This is a genomic window from Alphaproteobacteria bacterium, assembly GCA_035625915.1.
Taxonomy (GTDB): domain Bacteria; phylum Pseudomonadota; class Alphaproteobacteria; order JACZXZ01; family JACZXZ01; genus DATDHA01.
This window is the reverse complement of the sequence record DASPOR010000039.1, coordinates 16,905-35,850: the sequence shown is the minus strand read 5'-3', so window position 1 is coordinate 35,850 and position 18,946 is coordinate 16,905. Positions and strand designations below refer to the sequence as shown.

General features: G+C 61.0%; 14 protein-coding genes and 1 pseudogene. 6 read left to right on the top strand and 9 right to left on the bottom strand.

Annotation, left to right across the window (positions count from 1 at the left end; genetic code table 11):
* Positions 1–5 precede the first annotated feature (5 nt).
* From metH to VEJ16_03575, 3 genes are all read right to left on the bottom strand, one after another.
* Positions 6–3,503, bottom strand: coding sequence for a methionine synthase (gene metH / locus VEJ16_03585; GenBank protein HYB08733.1), 3,498 nt, complete (start codon positions 3,501–3,503; stop codon positions 6–8).
* On the bottom strand, positions 3,500–4,333 hold the full coding sequence (gene metF / locus VEJ16_03580; protein HYB08732.1) for a methylenetetrahydrofolate reductase [NAD(P)H]: 834 nt from the start codon (positions 4,331–4,333) through the stop codon (positions 3,500–3,502). The genes metH and metF overlap by 4 nt, the downstream gene beginning before the upstream one ends.
* A gap of 110 nt (positions 4,334–4,443) precedes the next feature.
* Positions 4,444–5,412 carry a metalloregulator ArsR/SmtB family transcription factor gene (locus VEJ16_03575; protein HYB08731.1) on the bottom strand — a complete coding sequence of 323 codons (969 nt, stop codon included), beginning with the start codon at positions 5,410–5,412 and terminating at the stop codon, positions 4,444–4,446.
* A 706-nt stretch (positions 5,413–6,118) separates the two neighbouring features.
* On the opposite strand from VEJ16_03575, the gene VEJ16_03570 reads away from it, so the two are divergent.
* Together VEJ16_03570 and VEJ16_03565 are read left to right on the top strand one after the other, a co-directional pair.
* Positions 6,119–6,976 carry a VacJ family lipoprotein gene (locus VEJ16_03570; GenBank protein ID HYB08730.1) on the top strand — a complete coding sequence of 286 codons (858 nt, stop codon included), beginning with the start codon at positions 6,119–6,121 and terminating at the stop codon, positions 6,974–6,976.
* Positions 6,951–7,616, top strand: coding sequence for an ABC transporter substrate-binding protein (locus VEJ16_03565; protein HYB08729.1), 666 nt, complete (start codon positions 6,951–6,953; stop codon positions 7,614–7,616). The genes VEJ16_03570 and VEJ16_03565 overlap by 26 nt, the downstream gene beginning before the upstream one ends.
* A gap of 188 nt (positions 7,617–7,804) precedes the next feature.
* Here the strand turns inward: VEJ16_03565 and ettA are convergent, their stop codons facing one another.
* Positions 7,805–9,487, bottom strand: a complete 1,683-nt coding sequence (ettA, locus tag VEJ16_03560; GenBank protein HYB08728.1) for an energy-dependent translational throttle protein EttA — start codon at positions 9,485–9,487, stop codon at positions 7,805–7,807.
* 319 nt (positions 9,488–9,806) lie between these two features.
* Positions 9,807–11,174 carry an MFS transporter gene (locus VEJ16_03555; protein ID HYB08727.1) on the bottom strand — a complete coding sequence of 456 codons (1,368 nt, stop codon included), beginning with the start codon at positions 11,172–11,174 and terminating at the stop codon, positions 9,807–9,809.
* Between the two features lie 422 nt (positions 11,175–11,596).
* On the opposite strand from VEJ16_03555, the gene VEJ16_03550 reads away from it, so the two are divergent.
* Positions 11,597–12,538, top strand: a complete 942-nt coding sequence (locus VEJ16_03550) for a DMT family transporter (GenBank protein HYB08726.1) — start codon at positions 11,597–11,599, stop codon at positions 12,536–12,538.
* A gap of 50 nt (positions 12,539–12,588) precedes the next feature.
* Here VEJ16_03550 and VEJ16_03545 read toward each other — a convergent pair whose 3' ends face one another.
* The 4 genes from VEJ16_03545 to VEJ16_03530 are packed head-to-tail and all read right to left on the bottom strand — an operon-like array spanning position 12,589 to position 15,826.
* Positions 12,589–13,104 carry an OsmC family protein gene (locus VEJ16_03545; protein HYB08725.1) on the bottom strand — a complete coding sequence of 172 codons (516 nt, stop codon included), beginning with the start codon at positions 13,102–13,104 and terminating at the stop codon, positions 12,589–12,591.
* Positions 13,105–13,124: 20 nt separating this feature from the next.
* Positions 13,125–13,925, bottom strand: a complete 801-nt coding sequence (locus tag VEJ16_03540) for an ABC transporter ATP-binding protein (protein ID HYB08724.1) — start codon at positions 13,923–13,925, stop codon at positions 13,125–13,127.
* A 25-nt stretch (positions 13,926–13,950) separates the two neighbouring features.
* Positions 13,951–14,814: an ABC transporter permease gene (locus VEJ16_03535; GenBank protein HYB08723.1), complete on the bottom strand. Its 864-nt coding sequence runs from the start codon at positions 14,812–14,814 to the stop codon at positions 13,951–13,953.
* A 16-nt stretch (positions 14,815–14,830) separates the two neighbouring features.
* Positions 14,831–15,826 carry an aliphatic sulfonate ABC transporter substrate-binding protein gene (locus tag VEJ16_03530; protein ID HYB08722.1) on the bottom strand — a complete coding sequence of 332 codons (996 nt, stop codon included), beginning with the start codon at positions 15,824–15,826 and terminating at the stop codon, positions 14,831–14,833.
* Between the two features lie 1,252 nt (positions 15,827–17,078).
* On the opposite strand from VEJ16_03530, the gene VEJ16_03525 reads away from it, so the two are divergent.
* The 3 genes and pseudogenes from VEJ16_03525 (at position 17,079) to VEJ16_03515 (ending at position 18,870) form a co-directional block, all read left to right on the top strand.
* Positions 17,079–17,627, top strand: coding sequence for a fumarylacetoacetate hydrolase family protein (locus VEJ16_03525; GenBank protein ID HYB08721.1), 549 nt, complete (start codon positions 17,079–17,081; stop codon positions 17,625–17,627).
* Between the two features lie 62 nt (positions 17,628–17,689).
* Positions 17,690–18,550 (top strand): methyltransferase domain-containing protein, encoded by an 861-nt coding sequence (locus VEJ16_03520; protein ID HYB08720.1) that lies wholly within the window; start codon positions 17,690–17,692, stop codon positions 18,548–18,550.
* A gap of 227 nt (positions 18,551–18,777) precedes the next feature.
* A pseudogene (locus tag VEJ16_03515) lies at positions 18,778–18,870 on the top strand (integrase).
* The last annotated feature ends 76 nt before the right edge of the window (positions 18,871–18,946 follow it).

Genomic DNA, 18,946 nt, shown 5'->3' with positions numbered 1-18,946 from the left:
CGCCGTCACACCGCGAAATATTTCGCCTGGGGATGATGGACGATGATCGCCGAGGTGGACTGCTCGGGCTCGAGTTGAAATTCGTCGCTCAAGGTAATGCCGACTTGCTCCGCACCCAAGAGACTCAAAAGCTGCGTCTGATCCTCGAGCCTTGGGCAGGCGGGATATCCGAAGGAATAGCGGGACCCGCGATAGCCCTGCTGAAGTAAACTGCCGAGCTCGCGCGCATCGTCCCCTGCGAATCCGAGTTCGCCACGTACCCGCTTATGGATATATTCGGCGAGCGCCTCCGCCATCTCCACGCCGAACCCGTGAAGATAGAGATAGTCTTGATAGCGATTTTCGGCGAACCACTGCCGGGCCACGTCCGAGGCGCGCTGGCCGACGGTGACGACCTGAAGGCCGATCACGTCCCGTTCGCTATCGTTCACGTCGCGAAAGAAATCGGCGATACAGAGCCCGCCTTCCCTTGCTTGGCGCGGAAAGGAAAATCGCGCCACTTCATTGGCCCCGTTATCGGGATCGAAGAGGATGACGTCGTTACCGTTCGCCGCACATGGCCAGAAACCGTATGCCGCCTGGGGCTTGAGGATGTCCTGTTGGATACAGATGTCCAGCATGCGTTTCAGCACGGGACGAAGCTCCTTGCGCGCCCATTCGATATACTCGTCGAGCCGGCGTCCCTCCTTGCGGAAACCCCAGTGAAATTGGAAAAGCATCCGCTCGTTGAGATAGGGCACCAGCGACTTGACCGGGACGCGCGCGACCACGCGCGGGCCCCAGAATGGCGGAATGGGTACGTCGACACCCTTCGCAAGTTCCGCGCGATGAAGTCTGATCTCCTCGAAATCGACCGGCCGTTGAGGTGGTGCCGCCGCCTCCCGCGATACACCGCGCAGCCGGGCCGGTTTTCCCGATGTATTGGCCTGGCGCTTCGCCGCAATCTCGCCCGCGAACGCGGCGAATTTACCCGTCACGACCTTATCCATGAGGTGTAGCCCGTCGAAGGCGTCGCGCGCATAAGCGACCTGCCCGCTTGCGTAGGCGCGCACGCAGTCCTCCTCGACATATTGACGGGTGAGTGCTGCACCACCCAAAAGGACCGGCAGATCGACGCCCAGCTTGGTCATTTCCTCGAGGTTTTCGCGCATCACCACGGTCGACTTGACGAGAAGACCCGACATGCCGAGCGCCTGTGCGCGGTGTTCCTTCGCCGCTTCGAGGATATTATGGAGCGGCTGCTTGATGCCGAGATTGACGACCTTGTAGCCATTGTTGGTAAGGATGATGTCGACAAGGTTCTTGCCGATGTCGTGCACGTCGCCCTTCACGGTCGCCAGCACGATGATGCCCCGCTCCTGACCTTCCACCCGCTCCATGTGAGGCTCGAGATAGGCGACCGCCGCCTTCATCGTCTCCGCCGAGCGGAGAACGAATGGAAGCTGCATCTTGCCGGAGCCGAACAGCTCGCCGACCACTTTCATTCCGTCGAGCAAGAAGCGATTGATGATGTCGAGCGCGGGGTATGACTTCATGGCAAGCGTCAAGTCCTCCTCGAGGCCTTGTCGGTCGCCGTCGACGATGCGCTGCGCCAGACGCTCCTCGACTTTTTCGGGTCGCGTCTTTTTGGCCCTTTGTTCCTCAAGACGATCGGCGAAGAGCGCCATGAAATTCTGCAATGCGTCCGGGTTGCGGTCGAAAATCAGGTTCTCCGCCGCCTCGAGCTCCTTTTCGCCGATTTTATGAAGCGGCAAGATCTTGCTGAAATGCACGATCGCCGCGGTGAGTCCGCGCTTATAGGCGTGGTCGAGAAAGACCGAATTCAAGACCTGGCGCGCGGCCGGATTGAGACCGAAGGAAATATTCGAGAGGCCGAGGAGGATCTGCACGTCCGGGAGTGCCGCACGAATACCCTCGATGGCATCGAGCGTCCAAAGGCCGAGTTTGCGGTCGTCTTCATTGCCCGTGCAAATCGTGAAGGTGAGCGGGTCGATCATCAGATCGGCGGACGGCAAGCCAAAGCGCCCGCAAGCAAATTCGTGGAGGCGCTTGGCGACGGCGATCTTCGATTCGACGGTCTTTGCCATCCCGCGCTCGTCGATGGTAAGGGCAATCACGCCCGCACCGAAGCGGCGTGCGAGCTCCATGCGTTTGACGGCCGGTTCCTCCCCGCTCTCGAAGTTGATCGAATTGAGCACACCCTTGCCGCCGTAAAGCTTCAGGGATGCTTCGAGCACTGGAAGCTCGGTCGAATCGAAGACGAGCGGTGCGGTAACGGCGCTGCGCATGCGCGTTACCACTTCGGTCATGTCCTCAGTCTCGTTGCGGCCTACGAAGGCCGTGCAGATATCGAGCGCATGGGAACCCTCGGCCACCTGCTCGCGGCCCATCTCCACGCACCCCTCCCAATCGCGCGCTTCTTGAAGCCGGCGGAACTGACGGCTGCCATTCGCATTGCAGCGTTCGCCGATTGAAAGGTAGGCGTTTTCCTGCCGCAGCGGGACCTGGCAGTAAAGCGAGGCGAGGCCTGGCACCCAAAGCGATTTGCGCCGCGCGGGCGTCGGCCTCAGCTTGCCCCCCGCCCGCTTTTTCAGCATGGCGTCGAGTGCCGCGATATGCGGCTCATGGCTGCCGCAACAGCCACCGATCAGATTGAGCCCATCCTCCTCGACAAAACGCTCGAGCCACTTCGCCATTTCGTCGGGATTGAGAGGATAGTGCGTGTGCCCGTCGACGAGCTCGGGCAAGCCCGCGTTCGGCAAGCAGAGGAGAAGCCCTGGCCAGTTCTGGGAAAGCCAACGTATATGCTCCGCCATCTCCTGCGGGCCTGTCGCGCAATTCACACCCATGACCGTGACGCCGAGCGCGTGTACAACCGTCGCCGCGGCGGCGATGTCGGCACCGACGAGCAACGTGCCCGTGGTCTCGACCGTGACGTTGGTCATGATCGGCAAGGTGGCGTTCGACTTGGCGCACGCGCGTTTGGCGCCATTGACGGCGGCCTTGAGCTGGAGGAGGTCCTGGCAGGTTTCTATCAAAATTGCGTCGACCCCGCCGGCCAAGAGTCCAGCCGATTGGATCGCCAGGGCGTCTTCGAGCCGTTGATATTCGATCTGGCCGAGCGAAGGCAGCTTGGTGCCCGGACCGATCGAGCCCAGGACGAAGCGTTCTCGGCCATCGCCCTTGAACTCGTCGATAGCCTCATGGGCGATTTCAGCCGCGCGCTTGTTGAGATCAAACGCTTCCGCCTCCAGGCCGAATTCCGCCAGGGTCACCGGGGAGCCGCCGAAGCTGTTGGTCTCGACCGCATCGGATCCAGCCTCGAGATAGGCCACGTGGATGCTGCGGACGAGGTCAGGACGACTTCGATTGAGGATCTCGGTGCAGTTTTCGTGGCCGAGAAAATCCTTGTCCGTATCCAGGTTGCGGGCCTGAACCTGCGTTCCCATGGCACCGTCCGCAAGCACAACGCATTCGCAAAGAATATCGAGAAGACGGCTCATGCTTTCGCTCGCAAGTTCTCGGCCGCGGCGTCCGGCACGGGTCGAAGGCCAAGAATGTGGCAGATTGCGTAGGACAGATCTGCGCGGTTAAGGGTGTAGAAATGGAATTCGTCAATGCCTTCCGCGTAAAGCTCCCGGCATTGCTCGGCCGCCGCGGTCGCGGCAACGAGTTGCCGCGTCGACGGGTCATCGTCGAGGCCCTCGAAGAGGCCGGCCAGCCAGCGGGGTATCGAAGCGCCACAGCTCTGCGCGAACTGCACGACACGCGTATAATTCGTGACCGGAAGGATGCCCGGGACGATCGGCACGGTAACCCCCGCGGCGCGACATTTATCGACGAAACGCAGATAGACGCCAACGTCGAAGAAAAACTGCGTGATTGCGCGCGTAGCACCCGCGTCGATCTTGCGTTTTAGATTGTCGAGATCGGCGGCTGCGTTTTTCGCTTCGGGATGTATTTCGGGGTAGGCGGCAACTGAAATCTCGAAGTCGCCGACGCGCCTCAGCCCACTCACGAGGTCTGCCGCGTAGGCGTAGCCGCCCGGATAGGGTTCGTAGCGCGCGGCAGGTGCGGGCGGATCGCCTCTGAGAGCTACGATATGGCGAATGCCGGCTCCCCAATAATCGCGGGCGACAGCGTCCACCTCTTCGCGGGTGGCGCCGACGCAGGTAAGGTGTGCTGCCGGCTCGAGCCGGGTTTCCCCGCGAATACGGCGCACCGTCGCGTGGGTGCGTTCGCGCGTCGACCCACCCGCACCGTAGGTGACGGAGACGAACAAGGGGTCGAGGGGCTTAAGCCGCTCAATTGCATTCCAAAGCTGGTGCTCCATTGCCTCGGTCTTGGGCGGGAAGAACTCGAAAGACACCTTGATTGCCCCGTGCGCGAGCGGCCCGGAGAACGGCAAGCGCTCCAATCGTTGTCGAGATGAGAAGGACGCCATCAGCGCACGCTACGCGCGGCACCGGCGCGCCCATTTCCCCCATTGCCGCGACGTGCGCGCCAAATCGCAACGGTAAGCGGATCGCCTGGCAACTCTCGCACTTCTTCCGGCGCCAACCCAGCCGCCATCAGCCATTGCCTCACCTCCGCATCGCGAAAGCCGAGCCGACGGTGGGCGTGTTCGGTACGGAGGAATTCGAGGTCGTGCGGCGCGAAATCGACGATCAAAAGAACACCGCCCGGGCGCAGGACGCGCGCGACTTCCGCGATCGCACCCGCCGGATCGTCGGCGAAATGCAGCACCTGATGGATCGTTGCCCCATCGAATGAGCCCGCCGCCCAGGGCAGTTGATACATGTCGCCGTGTCGCACGCTCACGTTGCGCAAGCCGGATTTCTCGATGTGCGCGCGCGCGACCGAGAGCATCTCGCGGCTCAAATCGACCCCGACGGCCCGACCGACGCGGGGCGCAATAAGCTCCAGGATCCGTCCCGTACCCGTACCCACATCGACGAAATCGTGAATGTCCTCAGTTTGCAGAGAATCGAGGAGGGCGCGCTCAACGAGGGCCTCATCGATATAGAGCGAGCGCATCCGATCCCACTGCCCGGCATTTTCGCGGAAGTACTTGGCCGCCACCTCGGCACGCGCTGCCTTTATCGTCTGCAGCCGTTCGAGGTCGAGCGCCGGGGTCACGTCCTCATCCGGAACCAGATCGACTAGAAGTTCTGCCAGACGCGCCCCTTCCCCCTCCTTTGCCAAGGTGAAGAAGGCATGGGTTCCTTCGCGGAATCGCTCAAGGAGGCCTGCCTCGCAAAGAAGCTTCAAATGGCGAGAGACGCGCGGCTGACTTTGGCCGAGGATCTGCGTGAGTTCGCTGACTGTAAGTTCGCCGTGGGCGCAGAGTGTCAGGAGGCGCAACCGGGTCGGCTCCGCCGCCGCGCGCAACCCTGCAAGCAACCGCTCCATTCCCGGTTCGGATGCCGCGGCTGAAGGCGAATGTTGCATGCCGGCCAAGGCCATAGCCAAACTCCAAGGCAATACAATCATATCAATATAAACATATCTTTATGAATACAAGAAAAATCGTCAGAATACAAGGGAGTGCATCGGGATAGGTCCCATCCTATTTTCTCCCCTGTCTGGGGCTCATCCCTCGGCCGCCCCGCTTAAATCTCACACTTGCCTATAGGGTCCGTGGGACGCCTCGCACCCCATAAACGCATCATCGTCGGGCTCACCCTCCGAAGGCAATCCGGAACTTCCGTCGGTCGATCCTCGACGCTTGAAGAACTCGGCCAAAGGGCACTCGCGACTGCTTTCGCGCGCAATCTTCTCCGCTTAATGGAGACTCGAGCGAATTGCGGTCGCCAGCTCGAGACGCACGAATCGCTCCGCGTTTTCCCTCGCTACTGGTCTTTTAACTATTCCTGTGTTAGGTGAATTGATCATGCAAGACGACGTTACCGGGGTTTGGGACGTCGGCTGCATGGTGGCTTGGGAGGCGAGCCGCAGTTGAGCTTGTCTTGATCGGCAAGAGGCGCTTTCGCAAGAGCGCCCGGTCGCACGAAGGGGGTCTTAAGGGTTCGCAATGCAACGCTGGCAGGTTGGCTCGGCAATCGCGCCGCAGTCAGCGTGGCGATTGAGTGCCTACGCCGAGACGGAAAGGGACGGGATGCCCGCAAGCACGAATAACAAACAGGACCGCAGGCTACCTCGGCTCGGCCTTTCGCTCGGATCGGTTCTGCTGGCCTCGGCGCTCGTCGGGGGCTGCGCAACTCCCCCGACCGATCCTGCCGCACTCGCCTCCTTCAACGAGGCCAATGATCCCCTCGAGCCGATGAACCGCGACATATTCGATTTTAATTTGGCCCTCGACGACAACATCGTAAAACCGGTGGCGCAGGTCTACGGCGAGACACCTGCGGAATTTCGCAAGGGCATGCACAATATGATCCAGACCGTGCGCTCGCCGGACGTCTTCATGAACCAGATGCTGCAGGGCGATGTCGACGGCGCCGCGGACACAGTTCTTCGTTTGCTGATCAACCTCACGGTGGGCCTTGCCGGCTTTTTCGACGTGGCGGCGGACCGCGGCGGGGTTAAGGCCCACGACACCGATTTCGGTGTAACACTCGGGAAATGGGGTGTGGATGAAGGGCCCTACCTGATGCTTCCGCTGTTCGGTCCCTCGAATCCCCGCGATGCGACGGGGCTCGTGGTCGACAACTTCGCGGATCCTGTCGGATACTATGCGACCTTCGGCCAGTCCGTTGCGCGCGCCGCATACGAAGGCATCGACAAGCGCGAACCGCTGATCGCCCCGCTCGACGAAATTCGGCGCACGTCAGTCGACTATTACGCCACGTTGCGAAGCCTTTATCGCCAACGCCGCCAGGATCAGATCACCAAGGGGGCCTCGGGCAGCAATATCGTAGCACCGTCGATCGAGATCGACGAGATGAACGATACGCCGAGCGATTCGACGAAACCGGCGAATTCGGACGATGCGGTTTCTCAAATACCCCAATAGCCGCGCCGACATGTGGTCCCGCAGAGCATTCCTGTCCCGAACGATCGTTGCGTTGGCCGCCAGCTTTGGTCCGCCGCGCCTGGCGCGCGCCAACGATGTTCCCGAGCAAGCGGCGAATTTCATCAAAAGTCTCGCCGACGAAGTCATCGCCATCCTCAAAAACAAATCGCTCGGCAAGGATGACCGCGTTCGAGAGCTGGCGCGAATTTTCCTCGAGGGATTCGATGTCCGCGCCATCGGTCTTTTCGTGCTCGGTACCTATGCGCGAAACTTACACGAAGACGAGCGGAACAAATATATCGACACATTCAAGGACTACGTCGTGGAAACCTATGCCGCGCGGTTCAATACCTATGCGGGCGAAGATTTTATCGTGACCGCATCGACCCCTGACGGCGAGAAGGGCGCCTGGGTGTTCACCAACATAGGCTTGCCCGGCGACGAGCCGACCGAAGTTCAGTGGCGCGTTCGCGGCACCCCCGACGGCTTCAAGATCGTCGATGTCGTCGTCGAGGGCGTAAGCCTCGTCGTCACGCAACGTTCGGAGTTCGCGGCAGTGCTCCAGCGCAACAACGGGAGCGTGCCCGCGTTGACGGCCTTGCTTCATCAGAAAATCGACCAGCTCAAAAGCAAGAGCTAGCGTGGTGGATTTGAAGTTCCTGTCATTTTGGTGGCATCCGCGTTTAGGAGCTTCAAATCCGAATACCATACTCGATACAATATATTCCTCGTGTGGCTTTGAATCCGAAATTCGCTCACGGTCCCGCACCCAGATAAGTCGAATTTCGGATTCGCCACACTAGAACGTGACGAGGCCCTCGACCGCTCTCATGCCCGCACCAACGGCTTATACTTAATGCGGTGGGGCTGGTCGGCCTCCTGCCCGAGCCGACGCTTACGGTCGGCCTCGTAATCGGTGTAGTTGCCCTCGAACCAGACAACTTGGCTGTCACCCTCAAAGGCCAGGATGTGCGTCGCGATGCGATCGAGAAACCAACGGTCGTGGCTGATGACGAGCGCACACCCTGCGAAGGCGAGGAGTGCGTCCTCGAGGGCACGAAGCGTGTCGACGTCGAGATCGTTCGACGGCTCGTCAAGCAGCAACACGTTGACCCCGGCCTTCAACATCTTGGCGAGATGGACGCGGTTGCGTTCCCCGCCGGAAAGCTGGCCGACCTTTTTCTGCTGATCGGTACCTTTGAAGTTGAACGCGGCCACATAGGCGCGGCTCGCGACACGGTGCCTTCCAAGCTCGATCTGATCGAGCCCGTCGGAGATCTCTTCCCAGACGGTCTTCTCGGCGCGGAGGGATTCGCGCGACTGATCGACATAGCCGAACTTGACGGTATCGCCGCGCTGAAGTGCCCCACCGTCGGGGTTCTCGGCGCCGACGATCATCCGGAAAAGCGTGGTCTTGCCCGCGCCATTCGGGCCGATCAGGCCGACAATTGCGCCGGGGGGTACGCGAAAACTGAGATCGTCGATCAGGAGCCGGTCGCCGTAGGCCTTGCGCAGATGCTCCGCCGTTATCACGAGATTGCCAAGCCGAGGTCCGGCCGGGATCACAATTTGCGCCTGGTCGGGATTGCGGTCCCGGCTTTCCGCCAACAACGCCTCGTATGCCGTCACGCGCGCCTTGCTCTTGGCCTGACGCGCGCGCGGTGTTGCGCGAATCCATTCGAGCTCGCGCGCCAGCTCCCGCTGGCGCCCTTCCTCCTGCCGCTCTTCCTGCTGAAGGCGCTTCTGCTTCTGCTCCAGCCAAGACGAATAGTTGCCCTCGAAGGGGATGCCCCGGCCTCGATCCAGCTCGAGAATCCAGCCGGCGATATTGTCGAGAAAATAGCGATCGTGCGTTACCGCCACAACGGTGCCGTCATAGTCGTGAAGAAATCGCTCGAGCCAGGCGACCGACTCGGCATCGAGGTGGTTGGTCGGCTCGTCCAGGAGCAGAAGGTCCGGATGTGAGAGGAGCAGCCGGCAAAGGGCGACCCGGCGGCGCTCGCCGCCCGAAAGCGTGCTCACGTCCGCGTCACCCGGCGGGCAACGCAGGGCGTCCATCGCGATTTCCACTTGGCGCTCGAGTTCCCATCCGTTGATCGCATCGATCTTGGCTTGCAGATCGGCCTGCTCGGCGATCAAGGCGTTCATCTCGTCGTCATCGAGCGGCTCGGCGAAGCGTGCACTGACGGCCTCGAAGCGATCAAGCAGCGCCTTTTTCTCGCCGACCCCTTCGAGCACGTTGCCGATCACGTCCTTTTTCGGGTCGAGTTGCGGCTCCTGCGGCAAAAAGCCGACCTTCGCACCCTCGGCCGCCCAGGCTTCGCCGGTGAAATCGGATTCGACCCCTGCCATGATACGCAAGAGTGTCGACTTGCCGGAGCCGTTCGGACCCAGGACGCCGATCTTCGCGCCCGGAAAGAACGAGAGTCGAATGTCCTTGAGGACCTGCCGGCCCCCCGCGAAGGTCTTCGACAAGCCATTCATGACGTAGATGTACTGGTAGGCGGCCATAGGCTCCCTCGAGGTGGCGAAGAAAGGGGTATCGGTGAAATCGGGACACTTTGTAGCCTACCCCACGTCGCCGGAGCAACCGCGTTGGCTCGTTTCCGCACGTTTGCATGCGGAGCGAAATGCCCGCGCGGCTGGGCCATGGGGCCCCGCCAGAAACGATCGTCGCCGCGTTGCTACCGTGGTGCTGCCTTCAGCACCGTCGAGGCACGGCGCCCGACCCTGCCGCGTAGAGTGCGATTGCGTGTCCGCCAGCGGTCGATGCGTCGCGGCGAGACGAGGCCGCTTGGCGCCCCGTCTCGCCAGCCGCAGGCGTCGGTCGTTATAATTGATCCGGAACGAGCGGCGGTGCGCCGCCCACCTCATCCCAGATTTTCACATGGTGCGTGGGCTCTCGGATACCCACAAGGCTCACGACGACACCAAGTGCCGCGATGCCCATCGGATAGAACAGCCCCCCGAGGGCAATCCCGGTCAGCGCAGCGATCGAGGCGCCGGCCGCCGGAACAAGTCCACCGAATACCCCATTGCCGATATGGTAAGGCAACGACATCGACGTATAGCGAATGCGCGCCGGAAACAGCTCGACCAGGAACGCGGCAATCGGGCCGTACACCATTGTGACCAAGATCACCATGTAGAAGACGAGAATCGTCAGCACAACCGGATTGTCCTTGAACGTCCCCAACCACGTGAATACCGGCCAATACGTGGCCACGGCAAGCGCGAAGCCGAGCGTCATGATGTTGCGGCGGCCGATTCGGTCCGAAAGAGAGCCAAAGTAGATGAAAAAGGGCGCGCCGGCGGTAAGCGCTATCATCATGATGACGTAGACCGTCACATAATTAATCTTGAGCACGGTCGTCATGTAGAATAGCGCGTAGAATTGGCTCGTGTACCACACGACACCTTCCGGTGCGGTGGCCCCGAACAGTGCTAGCAATATCAAACCCCAATTTCGGCCGCTGCCAAAGCTCTCCAGTGCCGGGTTGGAGGACGCCTTCCCCTGCTCCTTTAGCATCGCATAGAGCGGCGACTCCTCGAGTTTCATGCGAATGTAGATCGACAAGACGACGAGGACCGCCGAAATGAGGAAGGGCACGCGCCATCCCCAATCGGTAAAAGCCTGATCGCCAAGCTGCAGCCTGCAAATAAGAATCACGAGGAGTGCCAGGACGATACCCATCGTGGCTGTCGTCTGGATCCACGAGGTGTAAAAGCCGCGCCTCGAATCGGGTGAATGCTCGGCTATGTAGGTTGCCGCACCGCCATATTCCCCGCCGAGGGCCAAGCCCTGCAACACACGCATTGTCACGAGCAAAATCGGTGCGAAGACGCCAATCGCGTCGTAACCCGGGAGCAGGCCAACGACGAATGTCGACGTACCCATCAGCAGCAAGGTCAGCATGAATGTAAACTTGCGTCCAATCAAATCGCCGAGGTGACCGAATACGATCGCCCCGAAGGGACGCACCAGGAACCCAGTCCAAAACACGAAAAGGCTTGCGATAAGGGCGACGGTCGGGTCCAAGCTCGGCGAAAAGAAGTGCTTGCTAAAGAACACCGCGAGCACGCCGTAAAGATAGAAGTCGTACCACTCGATCAGCGTGCCGACCGACGAAGCGCCAATGATGAAAGGCAGATTGGTCCCCTTCGCAAAACCGCCTTGTGCAGATGTCGAAACTGCCATGGGTATTCCCCCTGTTCAGTTATGCTGTTGTTCTCAAGGCCGCATCCCGACGCATGCTGATGGATCGAGGGCGCTACCCTGTTCTTATCACGAAACCTTAACCCGGCTGGCAAATGGGTGCAACCGCCGACAATCCGTGCCCGCCCAAAATGCAGCCTGACGCACCCATTCCAGCGGTTCCCCCATGGCTCCAAAGGTATTTTAGAACTTGCGGAAGTTCCCGCACCTCGTGTGGACTTGCAGCGGCTTAAAGAGGTCGGTTGAAATCAGTCCGAGGTGGGCTCGGCGTTCAAATAGGATTGCCTAATCCTTGCGCGGCGGTGGCCGGATTTCAGGTGAAGCGACCTATTCGCAGTTTCGATCCGCGTCGGTTAGGGTGTTGCGATTCGTGGCGTCGATCGGGATGACTTGCGGAGAGGCAATTGCCGGAAAGCGTTGTGGACAATCGATCGGATGAGTCGCGGGCGAAATCGCGGTCCCGTCGCGCGCACGCGCTGACCTTTCTTTATCTCGGCTTCACGATCCTCCTTTGGGGTAGCAACTGGCCGATGTTGAAGCTTGCGGTCGCGGAGGCGCCGCCGATTGCCTTCACCGTTGCGCGCCTTCTCGGCAGTGCTGCGATCCTCGCCATCTTGCTCCTTGCATGGCGGCTCCCGCTCCTACCCGAACGGGGCGAACGCGTCATGCTTGCCTGGAGCGGCTTTCTCCAGATCGGCGCACTCCTTGGCGCCAATATGATCGGGCTTCAATTCATGCAGCCCGGACGCGCTGCGGTATTGACCTTCACGATGCCGCTCTGGGCCATTCCGCTCAGCGTCTGGCTCCTTCACGAGCGGCCGCACCCGATGAAGATCGTCGGCGGGTTGGTCGGGCTGCTCGGGCTTGCCGGATTTTTCGATCCGGCCATCGTCGATTGGCGCGACCGTGGCGTGCTCATTGGTAATGGCGCCATACTGGTCGGTGCATTCTGCTGGGCTGCCGGGGCAGTGCTTTATCGGCGTCGGCGCTGGCGCACGGGATTTTGGACTCAGACGTTCTGGCAAATTCTGTTGGGTGGGGTACCCCTTTTGCCAGTGTCGTTCGTGTTCGAAGGCCACCTTCCCGTTCATTTCACGGGCACGCTTTTCATTGCGTGGGCGTTCACCGCACTCCTCGGCACTGCGGTTTCCTATTGGTGCTGGGCCAAGGTGCTTACTGACATGCCCGCCTCGACGGCAGGGCAATTCACCATGCTCGTTCCCGTATTGGCCTTTTTCTACTCCGTCGTTTTCTTCGGCGATCGCGTAACACTACATATCGCCGCGAGTGCTGCGCTGATATTTGCCGGGATACTGCTCACGCTGCGGACGAAGTTACTGCCGTGAGCCAGCGTGGCGGCCGCCGCAGCAACAGGTGCGCGCGGTAAAACGGCCACTCAGCCGGCATGCGCCTTGACCTCGAGGGCGAGGGGTGGCGAGCTGCGGAGCGTCTGGAACACCACGCAATACCGTTCCGTGAGCTTGGTGAGAAGATCGATCCGCTCCCGCGGTTCGTCGGAATCGAGCTCGAAGCGCAAGCGGATATTGCGAAAGCCTACGGGCGCTTCCTTGGCAACACCCAGCGTGCCGCGGAAGTCGAGCTCCCCCTCGGCCGATACGGTTCCGGCGCCGAGTTTGAAGTCGAGTGCGGTCGCGACCGCCTTGAGGGTGACGCCCGCGCACGCGACAAGGGCCTCGAGCAGCATGTCGCCCGAGCACGCCTGAAGTCCGCTCCCACCCGTCGCGGGATGAAGTCCGGCTTCCACGATGGCGCGCCCGGTCTCGACCCGGCACGCGACACCGAGTTCGTCGAGCGTTCCCTTCGCGCGCAACGTCACGACTGCCGTCGCCGGCGTCTCACGATATTTTTCCTTGATCGGCGCTTGCAGCGCCTTCAGCTCCTCCGCCGTCAGTGTCGAAACCTTGGCCATGCTCACACCGCCTTTTTGAAATGCACGATCCCGGCATTTTCATCGATCTCTCCGGTGCGATCAACCGGGGCGGCACGAACCGAGTCATGAAGCTCGGCAAAGAGACTCTGTTTCCAGGATTGGAATTGCTGGTCGCCGCGATTTCGCGGGCGCGGCAGATGGGGTGCCGAAATCGAATGGATGCGCCCCGGTTGGCCGCGCATCACGACGACGCGATCGGCGAGAAAAAGTGCTTCTTCGATGTCGTGGGTGACCAGCACCAGAGTCGGCCGGTCAAAACTCCACAATTCCACAAGATGCTCCTGCAGGTCGTATCGGGTCAAGGCATCAAGCGCGCTGAACGGTTCGTCGAGAAGCAGGACCGAGGGCCGTGCTACGAGTGCGCGCACCAAACTGACCCGCTGGGCCATGCCGCCCGAGAGTTCACGGGGCCAGTGATCGCCAACATCGGCGAGGCCGACCCGTGAAAGCGCTTCGACAACGCGCGCATGCTTCGCCTCCTTCCGCAGGTCGCGCAGACCGAAGCCGACATTCTCTCGAATTGTGAGCCACGGCATGAGCCGCGGCTCCTGGAAGACGAGGCCGATTTCCGGATGGGGTGCAATGACGCTTTTGCCGTTGAGCGATACGTTTCCACCACTCGCTCGATCGAGCCCGGCGATCAGGCGCAGAAGGGTCGATTTTCCGCACCCACTCCCGCCGACGACAGCGACGATCTCGCCCGCGGCGACATCGAGGTCGAATCCCGAAAGAGCGAGATGACCATTCGGGTAGCGCTTGGCGAGACGGAGGATGTTCAACATATTCCAATTTCCCTTCGCGAGCGTATCAGGCCGAGGGTTTGAAGGCGTCTTGCCAGCGCAAGACCCGTTCGGCGAGTCTCGCGAGGCCCCAGTCGGTGAGCTTGCCGAGGAATGCAAATGCGACGATGCTCGCAAGGATCACCTTCGGGTTTCCCGTCATTTGACCGTCGGTCAAAAGGAAGCCGAGACCCTCGCTCGCTCCCATGAACTCGGCGGCGACGACGAACATCCAGCCGAGGCCAAGACCAGTTCGCAATGCAATGAAGTAGCTTGGCAGTGTTGCCGGAAGGAAGACCCGCCACACCATTGCAAGGCGCGAAAGACGGAAGACGCGCCCGACCTCGACCAGCTTTCGATCGAGATTGAGGATGGCACCGGACAATGCCAAATAGATCGGAAAGAATACGCCGACGGCGATGAGCAGGACCTTCGACAATTCGAAAATACCGAACCACAGGATGAAGAGCGGAACCCAGGCAATCGAAGGGATGCTGCGCAAGCCCTGAAACGTCGGATCCAATAGCCGCCGCGCAAGGGAGGACGTGCCGGTCAGGGCGCCAATCGCAGTGCCCGCCAGGACGCCCAAGAGAAAGCCAAGGCCAACCCGGCCAAGTGTCGCGACCACATGACCGGCAAGTTCCCCCGTCAGCGTCAAATCGGCGAACGTGCGCAGAATCCGCGACGGCGGAGGCAAAAGCCGCCCTTCCGCCCAGCCCAATCCGACGGCGATTTCCCAGCCAAGTGCAAGTCCAACGGGCACGATGAGCCCGAGCACGAAGCTGCGGTCCCTTGTCGTCGTGATTGACCGCTCGAAAAAATCGTGAGCCCCGCTTCCATGGCGCGGATCGGGAAAGACGATTGGATCGAGAAGCGGAGTCGTCGGGATCATCGCGACACTCCCTGCATCAGTGAAGTGCGAGTTTCGCCGTGTACTGCGGATCGATCAGGCTCGTCACGGTCGCGGGCACATCCACGTCCGAAGCGATGACACCGGCCTGCTGGAGCGCCAGACCCGCCGCCTCGATCGTGCGGCGCTGTTTCTCTCCGATGGCTGCGTCGCGCAGGTCCGTGCGCTCGAGCTGGCGCGCTGCGACCGCGTCGCTCAGGCGTGCTGCCTTCGCGATGACCGCCTTGAGCTCATCGGGATGCTCGAGAGCGTAGCGCCGGCCACGCTCGTAGACCGCGAGAACGCGGCCGACGAGGAGTGGATTCCTCGTCGCGAATGCCTCCCGAACGTTCAGCACGCCATAGGTGTTGAGATCGGGGTCGCGAAAGAAAATCCGGTCGGCATTCTCGATTTCCGCCTGCGCCATCATCGGGTCCAGGCCGGCCCACGCATCGACGTCGCCCTTGTCTAGGGCAGCGCGACCGTCGTGATGCTGTAGAAGGACGAGTGTTACGTCCTTCTCGGTCAGTCCCGCCCCTTGCAGGGCCCGCACAAGGAAAATATGTGGATCGGTCCCGCGGGTGACGGCGATGCGTTTGCCCTTGAGGTCGGCGACGCTGTCGATTGTCGACTCTTTCGTCGTGACTAGAGCGGTCCACTCCGGCTTCGAATAGACGTAAATCGACTTGATCGGGTTGCCATTGATTCGGCCAAGAAGTGCAGCAGCCCCCGCCGTGGAGCCGAAATCGAGACTGCCGGCATTGAGGAACTCAAGTGCTTTGTTGCTGCCGAGGCTCAGCACCCAGCGCACGGCGATGCCGTCGGCCTTGAATTCGTCCTCGACCCAGGCCTTCTCCTTGATGAGCAGGCTTACCGGATTGTAATAGGCGTAATCGAGGCGAATTTCGCTTGGAGCCTCTGCGGCCAACAGCGGGCGCTCGGCCCCAAATGCCCATACTGCCGCGCTCAGCCCCAGTGCCGCGACAATCTTCCACCCCAATCGAAGCTTCGTCATGCCACAACCCTCCTTCCCAGGCCCCGGCCGCGACCGGGGCGCCCATGCCGATATTCTCGCAAGGCGGGCTGTGAAAATCGACCCGCCGCAGCAGCGCAATGGGCGGGTTGCCCAACGCTTTAGCCGCACTTTTTATGCGCCCGCAAGCTGTCGCTCAAATCGGCGCAAGCACGATCTAGGAATACTCACGATCCGCTGTCAAATCAAAAATTATAACACCAAGATATTGTTATTACGGAAGATGGCAGAAATGGTTTCTGCAGTACCTGACGGTACGGCTCGAAGGCGCGACGCGGCGACCTCAGTCGCCCGGACCGCAGGTCACCTCTGCCACGTCGCCGAGCATCCCAGCAATCGAGGTCGGTGTCTTCCGTCGATTCTGGAGGCTGATGTGTGTCCCCCGCGGGACAAATCGACATATTGAATATTCGCGCTGCCCGAAAAGATGGAAACGCGAGAGCGGACTTTTAAGGGTCCCTCGAAGGAGAGGGGGTCGTACGCTGAATCTAGTGTCACGTGCGATACTATGACCTGCAGGAAGTTGGAGAATCTGTGGTTGGAGCATGCCGCCTCGGACAATCGGAAAAAGTCGCACGGGGGCTGCCGCGAAGTAAGACGGCCGCTCATTCGCTCGCGACGAGGGTGACTACGAAAGGCTGGGCGCGCACCAGTGGTCTGTTATGCTCGGCACCGGGTGTTGGCAGGCATCCCGACGGCTCACAGGTGGTGTCTCGTTACCCTGTTCCTTGGTTTGCTCTGAGTTGCCGCCAACAGCGAACGATGGGGGTAGGCCCTCCCGCGCGCTCAAATCTTTCGAATATAGGGTGGTACCCGCGCACGAGCGACAGCGGGGGGTGCCGGGGGTCGGTCGTAACTCACGCCAAGACCTGGAAGACCCATTTAGCGGTTAGTCGATGCTTGGACGCTCGGTTCCAACGAACTTGCGCTGCAAGCTCGGCCGTCGCGGTGCCATCGGGGTATACTTTGGCGTGAAGAGGAGCGTGTGACCGAGAAGCATAAAGCCCGCGAGCTCGCACGATGGCTGCTCTGTCAACGACAGGAGCGCCGACCTTACGAATTACCGCCACCAGAGCTTCGTCTAAACGACGCAGAAGAAGCGTACGTGGCACAGGTCGCTCTTTTAGACCTACTGCGCGCCAATCAAGGCCGACTTGCGGGCGCAAAAATTGCGCTGACCACACCAGTAATGCAGAGGCTTGTAGGAGTCGACAAACCATTGGCGGGCGGCATCATGTCCGAGACCATCCATCGCCTGCGCGCCAAACTGCCGTGCTCGAAGTTCGTGCGACCCGTTGTTGAGTGCGAAGTCGCCATCGAGCTTGCATCAGAGCTTGGGCCAGCTGGAGCTCCCCACACGACCGACAGTGTACGCGAGGCAGTTGGAGCCTGCATGGCAGCCATCGAGATCGCAGACGACCGTGCCGCTGACTTCACCGCGCTCGATCCGCTTCTGCTCATTGCCGACAACACGTGGAACCGTGGATGCGTGCTGGGGCCGCGCGTGACGGACTGGCATGGTCTCGATCTCAGTCGGTCGGTCGGGACCATGCGCATCGCAGGCAAGGAAGTCGGAAGCGGCCGCGCAGGCGACGTAATGGGCGGACATACGCTTGCGTCACTTGCCTGGCTCGCGAACCATGCCGCCGCCCAGGGCCGCACGCTCGCGAAGGGCTACGTGATCTTGACGGGGAGTCTGGTCGCCAGCCAATGGCCGAGGCGCGGCGACAACGTCGAAGTTTCGATCGAAGGCTTGGGCGAAGCGCAGGTCGTTTTCGCATAACGGCAGAATGATCGCGGGGACAATCATAAGCCCAGTCCTCGTCGGTTTGTCTGGGGTACTTGATGAAGGACGACGTAGATGCGGCCCGGCGATGGTTCGCTGAGGAACTGAGGTATACCGCTCGGGTACAGTCACCCGCTGTGGTGAAGGCTTTCGCCACGGTGAAACGCGAGCATTTTGCTGGGCCTGGACCGTGGCGTCTTCTGAGTCCGGTACGGACGACCGACTACTGGACGACAGAGAGCGCTGACCCTGCGCATCTTTATCATGACGTTCTGGTCGCTATCGACGAAGAACGGCGACTCAACAACGGTCAACCCAGCCTATGGGCTTCCTTGTTTGACCAACTTGGGCTCTCGCCTGGAGAGCATGTCGTCCATATCGGGACCGGTACTGGCTACTACACCGCCATCCTTGCCGAGACCGTCGGGCCGACCGGCCACGTCACAGGGGTCGAAATCGACCCTCATCTCGCGGAACGAACACGCCAAAACTTGGCATTGCATTGGCCGCAGACCGCCATCGTCACCGCAAACGGCTTCACATATCGTCCCGACCGACCCGCAGACGCGATTGTTGTGAATGCAGGGGTCTCGCACCTTTCACTAATCTGGCTCGACGCTCTCGCGCCTGAGAACGGCCGCCTCCTTGTCCCACTAACCATCTCCGAGGGGGTCGGTGCCTTCCTACTCATCACTCGTCAACGCGGCGAGACTCGGCGTTACGCCGCACAGTTTGCGGGCCGGACCGGCATAATCGACTGTGTTGGCGGCCGCAACGCCGAGGCTGAGGAGCGACTGAAAGCGGCGTTGCGAGTGTCCTACTTCACGGCTGTCCGGTCGCTGCGTCGTCCCCCTGAAGAGCCAAACGACACGTGCTGGTTGGCGGGAGACGGCTGGTGGTTTTCGACTGCGCCAATGTGAGGAGCGCTGTCGTCATATTGGCGGACCCAAGAGCGGCCGCACACGCCGCTGTTGGCTGACCGGAGTACAGAGTCAGATCACACGTTCAAAAAAGTCGAGCATAGGGTGGTACCGGGGCACGAGCGCTCGCGGGGGGTGCCGGTGGCCTTGCCCTTAATGTTCCCTATTAGCGGCGCGATTTCAGAAAGGCTCGCACCGAACCATTGGCCGCACCGTCTCGTCCGACGGCTATGGCAAATCACGCCTCGACGCGCACGACGCAGCTTTACGACCGCCGTCGCGATGAGATAAGCCTCGATGAGGTTGAGCGGGTCGTCATCTTTACTAGAAGTGCCACAGTAAGGTCCGATGGAACGTCAGGTCTCAATGTCTCGGAACTCCCCCGCCCAAACATGG